Origin of the sequence: Blautia sp. MSJ-36 (assembly GCF_018917985.1) — a bacterium.
Lineage (GTDB): Bacteria > Bacillota > Clostridia > Lachnospirales > Lachnospiraceae > Blautia_A.
In genome coordinates this window covers 25271-38157 of the sequence record NZ_JAHLPQ010000009.1, presented here as the reverse complement: position 1 = coordinate 38157, position 12887 = coordinate 25271, and the positions used below count along the sequence as shown (strand labels likewise).

Here is a 12887-nt window from a genome sequence, read left to right as displayed (position 1 = left end):
AAACATTCAGGAGGTTACTATTTTATGAATCCCAATCATCTGAACGCATATGAAGTCCTGAAGGAAGAAGATCTTCAGGATATTCATTCAAAAGGATGGCTTCTGAGACACAAAAAAACAGGAGCCAGAGTGATGCTCATCGAGAACAGTGATGAGAATAAGGTTTTTAATATTGCATTCCGCACACCGCCCAAAAACAGCACAGGTGTTGCTCATATTCTGGAACACAGCGTACTGTGCGGCTCCAGGGAATTTCCGCTGAAGGATCCTTTTGTGGAGCTGGTAAAAGGATCTCTTAATACATTCCTTAATGCCATGACCTATCCGGATAAGACCTGCTACCCGGTAGCAAGCTGTAATGACCGGGATTTCCAGAATCTGATGCATGTATATCTGGATGCGGTATTCTATCCGAATATTTACAAAAAAGAAGAGATCTTCCGTCAGGAAGGCTGGAACTACCATCTGGAGAAAAAAGAAGGTCCGCTGAAATACAACGGTGTCGTTTACAATGAAATGAAGGGTGCTTTTTCCTCACCGGATGATGTTCTGGAGAGAGAGATCATGAATTCGCTGTTCCCGGATACAACCTATGGCTGTGAGTCCGGCGGAGATCCTGTAAATATCCCGGATCTCAGTTACGAGGAATTCCTGGATTTCCACAGACAGTACTATCATCCGTCCAACAGTTTTATCTATCTCTATGGAAACATGGATATGGAGGAGAAACTGGAGTTTATTGACAGCCATTATCTGTCTGCCTTTGATTCCCTTGCCATTGATTCCGAGATCCGGGATCAGGAAGCTTTTGCCCAGGTAAAAGATATCCAGAAAAATTATCCGGTATCAGAGGACGAAGGAGAAGAGGATAATACCTATCTTTCCTACAATATGGTTGTGGGCGAGGCAGCAGATATCAACTTAAGTCTTGCTTTCGAAGTCCTGGATTACGCACTTTTAAGCGCACCGGGTGCACCGCTGAAACAGGCACTTCTGGATGCAAAGATCGGCAAGGATATCTATGGCTCCTTTGAGGATGGAATCAAACAGACCTATTTCTCCATTGTGGCAAAGGGAGCCAACTTAAGCCAGAAAGAGGAATTTGTAAAAGTGATCCGTGACACCCTCACAAAGATCATGGAGGAAGGTATCGACAAGAAGGCAGTAACAGCCGGAATCAACTACTACGAATTCCGTTTCCGTGAGGCAGATTTCTCTTCCTATCCGAAGGGACTGATGTATGGCCTGGATATTTTAAGCAGCTGGCTTTATGACGATACAAAGCCGTTCTGTGAAGTACAGCTTCTTGAGGGATTTGAGTTCCTCAAAAAAGCTCTGGAAGAGGGATATTTTGAGGATCTGATCCGTAAATATCTTCTGGATAATACCCATGGCGCGATCCTTTCCCTGGTACCGGAGAAAGGCCTTGCTGCTAAGAGAGACAAAGAACTGGAAGAAAAACTGGAGAATTACAGAAAGAGCCTTTCTGATGAAGAGCTTACCCGGATGGTAGAGAATACAAAAGCCCTGGAAGCTTATCAGGAATCCGAGGAAGATCCGGAAGCACTGACCTGTATCCCGATGCTTTCCAGAGAAGATATCAAAAAAGAGATCACAGGACTGACAAATGAGGAACATTACGTAGATGACAGCCTGTTTCTGTATCATGATGTATGCACCAATGGAATCGGTTATGCAGATCTTCTTTTTGAGATCCATGACTTTGATGTAAATACTGTCCATTATCTGGGACTTTTAAAATTTGTGCTTGGAGCAGTGGATACAGAAAACTACAGTTATGGTGAACTGTTCAATGAGGTGAATGCAAGAACCGGCGGCATTTCCTATGGAATCGAAGTTTTTGATGATGCGCAGGATACCGATGCGTTCCGTGCCATGTTTGCTGTAAGAGGCAAAGCTTTGTATCCGGAGATGGATTTCATGTTCTCCATGATCCGTGAAGTTCTTACAATTTCCAAACTTACAGACACCAAACGTCTCTATGAGATCATTGCCAGAGTGAAATCCAGAGCCCAGGCCAGCCTTGCAAGTGCAGGCCATTCCACAGCCGTTCTCCGCGGTGCTTCCTATGCATCCCCGATGGCTGCCTTCCAGGATGAGATGGCAGGGATCGGATATTATCAGTTTATCGAAAAACTGGAAAAAGATTTTGACAGCTGCAAGGACGAGATCGTAAAAAATCTCCGCAAAGTGATGGAGGAGGTTCTTCGTCCGGAGAATTTCTGTGTAAGCTATACCGGAGAAAGAGAATCTCTGGACGTAGTGAAAGCACAGGCTGCCGGGATCAAAAAAGTCCTGTTTAACGGACAGAAGCCGGAGTCTGTGAAGCAGGCCCCCTGCATAAAGAAAAACGAAGCCTTCAAGACCTCCGGCCAGGTCCAGTATGTGGCACAGAACGGAAACTTCCGCAAAAAAGGCCTGGAGTATACCGGTGCACTGGAGATCCTGAAAGTGATCTTAAGCTACGATTATCTCTGGATCAACCTTCGTGTAAAGGGTGGAGCGTATGGCTGCATGAGCGGCTTTAAGAGAAACGGAGAGAGCTTCCTGGTATCCTACCGTGATCCCCATCTAAAGAGAACCCTGGAAGTATACCAGGGAGTGCCGGATTATATCCGTGCCTTTGAGGCAGACGAGCGTGAGATGACAAAATATATCATCGGAACGATCAGCAACAAGGATGTGCCGAGAACTCCGCAGATGCAGGGAAGTATCTCAAAAACCGCATATTTCTCCAATGTTACAGAGGATATGCTCCAGAAGGAAAGAAATCAGATCCTCGGAGCGCAGAAGGAGGATATCCAGAAATTGGCAGCTCTTGTAGAAGCAATACTTTCCGATGATCAGATCTGCGTAGTAGGAAGTGAGACTGCAATAGAGAAGGCGGAAGATGTATTCATGGAAGTGAAGCCACTGATCGGCTGATGAGAAACAAAGCCTGCTGTCCGTTAAATGGGATAGCAGGCTGTGAAAGGATTATGAGAGGATAAAGAATGGATAATAATTTTAGATCAGGCTTTGTTGCGATCATCGGAAGACCGAATGTTGGAAAATCCACGCTGATGAATCATCTTATCGGACAGAAGATCGCCATCACATCAAACAAGCCACAGACAACCAGAAACAAGATACAGACCGTATATACCTGTGATGAGGGACAGATCGTATTTTTGGACACACCAGGTATCCACAAGGCAAAAAACAAGCTTGGAGAATACATGGTACAGGTTGCGGAGAGAACCCTGAAGGAAGTAGATGCCATTATGTGGCTGGTGGAGCCGTCCACATTCGTAGGTGCGGGAGAGCGCCACATTGCCGAGCAGCTACAGAAGGTTGGAGTTCCTGTGATTCTCATCATCAACAAGATCGATACGGTAAAAAAAGAAGAGCTTCTTCCTGCAATCGATACCTACCGTAAGATCTGTGATTTTGCAGAGATCATTCCCTGCTCTGCCCTCCGCGGAAAAAACACACAGGATATCATTCCAAGTATTTTCAAATATCTTCCGTACGGACCGATGTTCTATGATGAGGATACAGTTACCGACCAGCCTCAGCGCCAGATCGCCGCAGAGATCATCCGTGAGAAGGCTCTGCATGCACTGGATGAGGAGATCCCTCACGGAATCGCCGTTGCCATCGACCGGATGAAGAAACGTCCGGGAAGAAGCAACATCATAGATATTGATGCGACCATCATCTGCGAGCGTAATTCCCACAAAGGCATCATCATCGGAAAACAGGGTGCCATGCTGAAAAAGATCGGAAGCAATGCCCGCTATGAGCTGGAGCGTATGCTGGAAGCAAAGGTAAACCTAAAGCTCTGGGTCAAGGTGACTAAGAACTGGAGAGACAGTGATTTCCTGATCAAGAACTTTGGATATGATAAGAAAGAAATCTGAAAATGAGTGATCTGATTACCGTACAGGGAGTGGTGCTTTCTGCCATGCCGGTAGGCGACTATGACAAGCGGATCGTCCTTCTCACAAGAGAGAGGGGAAAGATTTCCGCCTTTGCCAAGGGAGCAAGGCGGCAGAACAGTCCGTTTATGGCAGCAGCCAATCCGTTTGTATTCGGAAGTTTTACCCTTTATGAGGGAAGGACAAGTTATAATCTCAACCAGGTCAGCGTACAGCATCATTTTGTGGAACTGGCCACCCAGCAGCCGGGAGTTTACTACGGATATTATTTCCTGGAACTGGCGGATTATTTTGGTAAAGAGGGAACAGACGAGAAGGAGATGATGAATCTTCTCTATGTGACCATCAAAGCCATTTTGAATCCCCATATTGAAGACCGGCTGGTGCGCTGTATCTATGAACTGCGGACCATGGTGATCCAGGGCGTGATGCCGCAGCTGTTTCAGTGTGCAGACTGCGGGAGAGAGCTTACGGAAGAAGAAAATGGAGAGCTTTTTTTCTCCCAGGATGAGCACGGGATCCTGTGTGCGGACTGCAGCAGGATGGCCATGGACCGGAAACGGATCTCAGAGGCAGCCCTGTATGCCATGCGCTACATAGCCGTGTCCCCCCTGGCAAAGCTGTATACGTTTACAGTGCGGGATGATGTGCTGCGGGAACTGGAACGCCACATTTACCGGTATACGGAGCTGAATACAGACAAGCGGTTTAAAAGTCTGGAGATCCTGGAATTGATGAGATAGATCACTGCCGGCTGCGGAATAACCGTAACGATTTATTTTTCAAAAGCAGGACAGGAAGCAATGCAAATGGAAATATCCTTGAAAAATCATGAGGATACTAGTATAATAAGACCAAAAATGTAAAAAAGCAGCTTTTTCCGGAGCTTTCCGGACGCATTTGGCGGAACAGCTGCAAGTCAAGAGGAGAGAAATCATGGAAAAGACAATGGAAAAGATCGTAGCTCTTGCAAAAGCCAGAGGATTTGTTTACCCGGGTTCCGAGATCTACGGCGGCCTGGCAAACACATGGGATTATGGAAATCTCGGTGTAGAGCTTAAAAATAACGTAAAACGTGCATGGTGGCAGAAATTCATTCAGGAGTCTCCGTACAATGTAGGTGTTGACTGTGCGATCCTTATGAACCCGCAGACATGGATCGCTTCCGGACATCTTGGCGGATTTTCTGATCCTCTTATGGACTGTAAAGAGTGCCACGAGCGTTTCCGTGCAGATAAGCTCATTGAGGACTTTTGTGCAGAGCATGACATTGCCATTGAGGGAAGCGTAGATGCATGGTCCCAGGAGAAGATGATGGACTTCATCAAAGAGCACGAGGTAGGATGTCCGAGCTGTGGTAAGCACAACTTCACAGATATCCGTCAGTTCAACCTGATGTTCAAGACATTCCAGGGTGTTACCGAGGATGCCAAGAATACTGTATATTTAAGACCTGAGACAGCACAGGGTATTTTCGTAAACTTCAAGAACGTACAGAGAACATCCCGTAAAAAGATCCCGTTTGGTATCGGCCAGATCGGTAAATCCTTCCGTAACGAGATCACACCAGGTAACTTCACATTCCGTACCCGTGAGTTCGAGCAGATGGAGCTTGAGTTCTTCTGTGAGCCGGATACAGATCTTGAGTGGTTTGCATACTGGAAGAAGTTCTGCCTTGACTGGCTCAGTGCTCTCGGACTTAAGGATGATGAGGTTCGTTACCGTGACCATGATAAGGAAGAGCTGAGCTTCTACAGCAAGGCTACCACAGATGTGGAATTCCTTTTCCCATTCGGATGGGGTGAGCTCTGGGGAATCGCTGACAGAACAGATTATGACCTGACACAGCATCAGAATGTATCCGGTCAGGATCTCACATACTTTGACGATGAGAAGAAACAGAAATATATCCCATACGTTATCGAGCCGTCACTTGGAGCAGACCGTATGGTACTTGCTTTCCTCTGCAGCGCTTACGATGAGGAAGTTCTGGATGCAGAGAAGAACGATGTCCGTACAGTCCTTCATTTCCATCCGGTGCTTGCACCGGTTAAGATCGGTGTGCTTCCGCTTTCCAAGAAGCTTAACGAGGGTGCTGAGAAGATCTATCAGCAGCTTTCCAAGAAGTACAACTGTGAGTACGATGACCGTGGAAATATCGGTAAACGTTACCGCAGACAGGATGAGATCGGTACTCCGTTCTGTATCACTTATGACTTCGAGTCTGAGAATGACGGTGCAGTTACAGTCCGTGACCGTGACACTATGGAGCAGGTACGTGTGAAGATCGATGAGCTTGATGCATACTTTGCTGATAAATTTACATTTTAAGTAAATACATTTTTTAATAAAAAACCTCCGGCTATTTTCTGGCCGGAGGCTTTTTTTCAATAAGTCTGTTTTTCATTCGCCAGTTTCTTGGCGACATTCCGTATACATTTTTGAAAGCCCGGGAAAAATGCAGCTGATTGGGATATCCGACTGCATTTCCGATATCTGCGATAGACAGGGCTGTGATCTTAAGAAGTTCTGCAGCTTTGGTCATGCGATAGCTGATCAGGAATTCCTGGGGAGAACGTCCGATGGTGTCGTGGAAGATCTTACCGAAGTAGCTTCGGTTCAGGCCGCAGCAGGCTGCGATATCCTCAATGGAAATATCATTCTGGAAATTCTGTTCAATAAAAGAGAGCGCCTCCTTGATATAAAAATCACGGATACTTCCATCCTGTTTCATGCGGACAGTTTCAGTAGAGCGCATAAAGTAATCCAGAAAAAGCCAGGTATGTCCGATAAGATGAAAGGGTGATTCCTGGGAATTATGGCTGATATAAAGCATTTCCTCCATCATTTTCTGACGGAGATCTGCAGAGTGGCTGTGATAGACCGGATGGTCCGGACTTAAACCTGCAGTTTCCACGATCTCTTTTGCCCGGAGCCCGTCAAATTCCACCCAGGTGTACTCCCATGGAAAGTCGGTATCTGCAATGTAGGTGTTGATCTGACCGGGAAAAAGCATGAAACCCTGGCCGCTTTTTACCTGATAGGTGATGGTCTCTCCTGCGGAATTGTCTGCCATCAGAGTTCCTGTACCGGAGATCACATAATGAAAAATATAATGGTTTCGTGCTGCCGGGCCGAATGAATGTGCCGGAGCGCAGTGCTCCCAGCCATATTGGTATAGTCCGATATCAACAAAGTTTTCATTTGGAAAAACGGAGAAGAGAAGGTCATTCATATTTTTATCCTTTAGGCGTATGATTTTGTCTGGTTTCAGTAACATTATATATTAAAACAGCAGGGAACTTCAACATATGTATAAAAATGCAATTACAAAAACAGCCTGTAAAATATACAAAAAAGAGAAGGATAATCGATAAAACTTTGTGATAAAATTAAGTTTCTCGAGAAACTTATTGATTTTCGATAAATCTGGAATATACTAATTTTAGATAAAAGTAGTGATATAGGTGTAAAATATATCAAAATGCTAGAGGACTTTAATGAAGACAGAGAAAAATTGCATTTTGATATAAAACAAGAAAAACACTGCTATTTATGCAAGCATAAAGCTATGTTAAAATAGCTTTCAGAAAAAAAGAAACCAAAGAATAAGTATTGGAGAACCCGGATAGCCATATCAGTTAAATGGGTGATATCCAACTTATCAAATAAAAGGAAAAGGAAGGAGCATTACAAGATGCGCAACAGAAGTAAATGGATCCTCTGTATGGGACTTGCCTTTACCATGGCAGCTTCCGTTACATTGAGCGGATGCGGCACAGGTAAAAAGGACAGTGGAAAGACAGAGATCGAACTTGTGCAGTATAAACCGGAAGCGGTTAAGGCATTTGAAAAACTGGAAGAAAAATTCAATGCCACTCATGATGATATCCATCTTACCATCGAATCACCAAACGATGCTATGACTGTATTGAAGACAAGATTTATCCGTGAGGATAATCCGGATATCATTGGAATCGGAGGCGATGTTAACTTTTCCAATTTTATTGATTCTGATATGCTGATGGATATTTCCGATTATCAGGGACTGGATTCGATCAAAGATGCATATAAAGAAATTGATAAAGCGCTGGAATTCGTTCCGGAAGACGGAGTCTATGCGGTTCCTTACGTGGCCAATGCCGCCGGAATCCTTTACAATCGTGAGCTTTTCAAGGAGCATGGCTGGCAGATCCCGACTACATGGGATGAATTTATGAGCCTTTGCCAGGAAATTCAGGATGCAGGTATCCAGCCGCTTTATTTCGGATTTAAAGATACCTGGACCTGTCTTGCACCGTGGAATTCTATTGCGGTAGATCTTGCACCAGCCGATGTATGCCGCCAGGTAAACCAGGGAAACACTACTTTTGCAAAAGAGTATAAGGAAGTAGCAGACCGTATGCTGGAGCTTATCCAGTATGGACCGGATGATCCCTTTGCCTATGATTACAATGGAGCCTGCACCGCTTTTGCAAAAGGGGAGGCTGCCATGTATCCCATCGGAAGCTATGCGATCCCGCAGATCCAGAGTGTAAATCCGGATATGGATATTGATTCTTTTGTAACACCGGCAAGCAATGATCCGTCAGAAAACAAACTGAATTCCGGAGTTGACCTTCAGTTCTGTGTGATGGATGACTGTGAGAATAAGGAAGCTGCATATGAAGTGCTGGATTTCCTTCTTGAGGATGAGAATATACAGACATATCTGGATGACCAGAAGGCAGTTCCCTGTAAAGAGGGTGATTTCACACTTCCATCTACGCTGGATGGTATGAAGGAATACATAGAAGAGGGAAGGATGGCCGACTACCAGGATCATTATTATCCTACAGAGATGGCTGTGGATGCACAGATCCAGACCTTCCTGATGAAAAAGGATAAAGATGCATTCCTGAAAAAATTTGATACAGACTGGACAAGATATAACCGTGACATTATCCGTAAAGTACAGGACTATGAGGAGAAGAACGGGGAAGGAGAGAACTGATCATGGGAAAAAAATCTATGAGTGGAAGAAAGCTGACCTTTCTTCTGATCACCATTCCAATCGTGGCATTATTTTTCTGCTTTAACACACTGCCTCTGATCAAGGGTGTGATCTACAGCTTTACGAACTTTAAAGGCTATGGAAGCTATGACTGGGTAGGACTTCGAAACTATAAGGATCTTTTTACAGACAGCCGTGTTGGCGGTTCCTATCTGTTTACCTTTAAGCTGGCCATCGTGGCAACTATCGTAACGAATGTACTCAGCCTGATCCTGGCACTTGGACTGAACAGCAAGATCCGTTTCAAGAGTGCACTGCGTGGAGCTTATTTTATTCCTAATGTACTTGGCGCACTGGTCGTAGGATATATTTTCAATTATTTCTTTACATATATCCTGCCTGCATTCGGAAAGATGATCGGAAATAAAACATTGTCTTCCAGCATGCTTTCCAGTACGAGCCTGGCATGGGTTGCCATCGTGATCGTGTGTGCATGGCAGTCCATTGCAATGAATACGATCATCTACATTTCCGGTCTTCAGACAGTGCCGGAGGATGTATACGAAGCAGGCGCTATTGATGGTGCTACCGGATTCAGCAAGTTCCGTTACCTGACATTCCCGCTGATCGTTCCGTTTTTCAGCATCAACATGGTTCTCTGTGTGAAAAACTTCCTGATGGTATTTGATCAGATCATGGCTTTGACAAAGGGTGGTCCTGCACAGAGTACGGAATCCATTTCCTATCTGATCTATAACAATGGTATGAGTGGCGGTCAGTTTGGATTCCAGAGTGCCAATGCGGTTATATTCTTTATTGTGATCGTGATCATTTCTGCAATGCAGTTGACTATCACAGGGAAAAAGGAGGAGCAGCTGTAATGAAAACGAAAGTAAGAGAAAAAGCGAACTGGCCGATAACGATCCTTCTGATCCTTGGCCTTATCACAGTGGTATTTCCGCTTTATATGACAATTGTGATCGCATTCAAGCAGCCGACAGAGATGACCAACAGTGTAGCCGGGATCCTGTCTCTGCCAGAGAAATTCAGTCTTGCCAATTTCAGGGAAGCTATGGAGGTAACAGACTTCTGGCATTCTCTTGGAAACAGTGTATTGATCACTGTGATCACAGTGGTTCTTGCTATTGTAATTCATTCACTTTTAGGTTATGCTATAGCCAGAAACAAGAGAAGTAAATTTTATAAATTTATCTATCTCTATGTAGTGAGCGGTATGTTTGTTCCGTTTGCTATCCTGATGATGCCGCTTGTAAAGCAGACTGCTGAGATGGGCCTTGATAACAAAGTCGGTGTGATCATTCTTTATACGGTATTTTATATGCCTATGAACGTGCTTCTTTATTCCGGATATCTGACAAACATTCCAATGGCCCTTGAGGAGGCTGCCTGTGTGGATGGAGCCAGCACCTGGAAAACATATTGGAAGATCATCTTTCCGATCATGAAGCCGATGCATGCCACAGTGGCAGTTCTGACAGCACTTGGAACCTGGAATGATGTTATGACTCCACTGGTTATCATGTCCGGATCTACGGGTGGAACCACATTGCCCCTGGCACAGCTGAATTTCCAGACTCAGTTCGGAACAAACTATAACCTTGCGTTTGCCTCTTATCTGCTGGCACTGCTTCCGATCCTTCTGTTTTATCTGATCTGCCAGAAGCACATTTTAAATGGTGTTGTAAACGGTGCCGTAAAATAAAAACACAAGAAAAAGGAGGATTCACATATGGGAATCATCTACTGCGAGAAAGACAGAACGTTTACCCTGCAGACAAAAGAAACTACATATCAGATGCAGGTGGATCAGTACGGATTTCTTCTTCATCTCTATTATGGTAAAAAGGCAGAAGGCTGCATGGATTATCTTCTGACCTACTATGACAGAGGATTTTCCGGAAATCCCTATGATGCGGGAACAGACAGAACCTATTCCATGGACTCTCTTCCACAGGAGCTTTCCTGCTACGGAAACGGAGATTTCCGCAGTGCATCACTGATGCTGGAAAACGGTGACGGAAGCATGAGCTGTGATATGCGTTACAAGAACTATACTATCCGTGACGGCAAATACAGCCTTCCGGGGCTTCCGGCTGTTTATGCGGATAATGATGAGGCACAGACTCTGGAGATCGTACTGGAGGATCCGGCTACCGGCGTGGAGGCCATGCTTCTTTACGGTGTACTTCCGGAGCTGGATATCATTACAAGAAGCGTCTATATCCGCAATCAGAGCAGTGAGAAGATCTATGTGAACAAGGTGATGTCCGCAGAACTGGATTTTCTTTACGGAGATTATGACCTGCTTACTTTTTACGGAAGACATGCCATGGAGCGGAATCTGCAGAGAGTACCGGTGGCTCATGGAAGTCAGATGATCGGCAGTGTCCGTGGCACATCCAGCCATCAGTATAATCCGATGATGATCCTGGCAGAGAAGGACACAACAGAGGATCATGGAGGCTGCTATGCTATGTCCTTTGTATACAGTGGAAATTTTCAGGGTGAGGTTCTTAAAGATCAGTACAATCAGACAAGAATGCTCCTTGGTGTACAGGAGGAGTGCTTCCGGTATCCGCTGGAAGCCGGGGAGACCTTCTATGCACCTGAGGTGATCTTAAGCTATACAGATCAGGGAATGAACCGTCTTTCCCAGAATCTGCACAGCTGCATCCGTCATCATATCTGCCGTGGTAAATATAAGACAGAGGTCCGTCCGGTGCTGGTAAACAGCTGGGAGGCAGCATATTTTGATTTTACAGGGGAGACTTTATATAATCTGGCAAAAGAGGCAAGGAGCCTTGGTATCGATATGCTGGTTCTGGATGACGGCTGGTTTGGAAAACGTGACGATGACAACAGTGGTCTTGGGGACTGGTATGTCAATGAGAAGAAGCTTGGAGAGACTCTCGGCGGACTGGTAAAAAGAGTCAATGACCTCGGAGTGAAATTCGGTATCTGGATCGAGCCTGAGATGATCTCTGAGGACAGTGATCTTTACCGTGAGCATCCGGACTGGGCACTTACGATTCCGGGAAGAAAACCAGTGAGATCCAGAAATCAGCTGGTACTTGATTTTTCCAGAAAAGAAGTTGTAGACGGAATCTTCGGACAGATCAGTGCGGTATTGGATAATGCCAATATTGAGTACGTTAAATGGGACATGAATCGAAGCCTGATGGATGTATTTTCCGTAATGACAAAGGAACAGGGACGTGTAATGTATGATTATGTCCTGGGATTGTACGATTTTCTGGACCGTATGGTGAACCGTTATCCGGATCTTCTGATCGAGGGCTGCAGCGGCGGTGGTGGAAGATTTGACGCAGGCATGCTGTATTACACACCGCAGATCTGGTGCAGCGACAACTCTGATGCTATTGACAGGCTTCGGATCCAGTATGGCACTTCCTTCGGATATCCGGTATCGGCTATGGGAGCACATGTGTCTGCAGTGCCGAACCATCAGACAGGAAGGATCACCCCGTTACATACCAGAGGTGTGGTTGCAATGTCCGGAACCTTCGGCTACGAGCTGGATCTTCTGAAGTTGACTGAGGAAGAAAAAGACGAGGTCCGCAGCCAGATCGGGGAATTCCGTAAATATGCACCACTGATCCAGAACGGACGGTACTATCGCCTGACAGATCCGTTTAAGAGTGAGGTCTGTGCATGGGAGATCGTTGGAAATTCTCAGGAAGAAGTTCTGCTCAATGTTGTCATGGAGGAGATCCATGGAAATATGACTGTGAATTATGTGCAGCTTCGCGGCCTTGATGAGAGTGCACTTTATAAGGAACAGACTACCGGCAGGATCTATTCCGGAGCTGCTCTGATGCATGGTGGAATGCCGCTTCCTGCAGAGTTTGGGGAGTACAGAGCTTATCAGTATCATTTTGTGAGAGAATAAGAGCGTATTGAGACAGTAAGAT

General features: G+C 45.4%; 9 protein-coding genes. 8 read left to right on the top strand and 1 reads right to left on the bottom strand.

What is annotated here, in order from left to right:
• The first annotated feature begins 24 nt into the window (after positions 1-24).
• The 4 genes from KQI39_RS08525 (at position 25) to KQI39_RS08510 (ending at position 6272) form a co-directional block, all read left to right on the top strand.
• On the top strand, positions 25-2946 hold the full coding sequence (locus KQI39_RS08525; protein ID WP_216417795.1) for an insulinase family protein: 2922 nt from the start codon (positions 25-27) through the stop codon (positions 2944-2946).
• A gap of 68 nt (positions 2947-3014) precedes the next feature.
• Positions 3015-3923, top strand: coding sequence for a GTPase Era (gene era, locus KQI39_RS08520; protein WP_015525809.1), 909 nt, complete (start codon positions 3015-3017; stop codon positions 3921-3923).
• 2 nt (positions 3924-3925) lie between these two features.
• Positions 3926-4684: a DNA repair protein RecO gene (gene recO / locus KQI39_RS08515; RefSeq protein WP_216417793.1), complete on the top strand. Its 759-nt coding sequence runs from the start codon at positions 3926-3928 to the stop codon at positions 4682-4684.
• A 193-nt stretch (positions 4685-4877) separates the two neighbouring features.
• Positions 4878-6272: a glycine--tRNA ligase gene (locus KQI39_RS08510; protein ID WP_015525811.1), complete on the top strand. Its 1395-nt coding sequence runs from the start codon at positions 4878-4880 to the stop codon at positions 6270-6272.
• Positions 6273-6303: 31 nt separating this feature from the next.
• On the opposite strand, the gene KQI39_RS08505 is transcribed toward KQI39_RS08510, so the two are convergent.
• Positions 6304-7176 (bottom strand): AraC family transcriptional regulator, encoded by an 873-nt coding sequence (locus KQI39_RS08505; RefSeq protein WP_022426301.1) that lies wholly within the window; start codon positions 7174-7176, stop codon positions 6304-6306.
• Positions 7177-7638: 462 nt separating this feature from the next.
• Here KQI39_RS08505 and KQI39_RS08500 point away from each other — a divergent pair, with 462 nt between their 5' ends.
• From KQI39_RS08500 to KQI39_RS08485, 4 genes are read left to right on the top strand one after another with little or no spacing between them, the layout of a single operon-like run.
• Entirely contained in the window at positions 7639-8934 is a 1296-nt protein-coding gene (locus KQI39_RS08500) for an ABC transporter substrate-binding protein (RefSeq protein WP_015525814.1), read from the top strand.
• Between the two features lie 2 nt (positions 8935-8936).
• Complete coding sequence (locus KQI39_RS08495) at positions 8937-9815, top strand: carbohydrate ABC transporter permease (RefSeq protein ID WP_114001452.1); 879 nt, start codon at positions 8937-8939, stop codon at positions 9813-9815.
• Complete coding sequence (locus tag KQI39_RS08490; RefSeq protein ID WP_021651004.1) at positions 9815-10657, top strand: carbohydrate ABC transporter permease; 843 nt, start codon at positions 9815-9817, stop codon at positions 10655-10657. Before KQI39_RS08495 ends, KQI39_RS08490 begins: the two co-directional genes overlap by 1 nt.
• A gap of 27 nt (positions 10658-10684) precedes the next feature.
• Positions 10685-12865 carry an alpha-galactosidase gene (locus KQI39_RS08485; RefSeq protein ID WP_092069384.1) on the top strand — a complete coding sequence of 727 codons (2181 nt, stop codon included), beginning with the start codon at positions 10685-10687 and terminating at the stop codon, positions 12863-12865.
• Positions 12866-12887 lie beyond the last annotated feature (22 nt).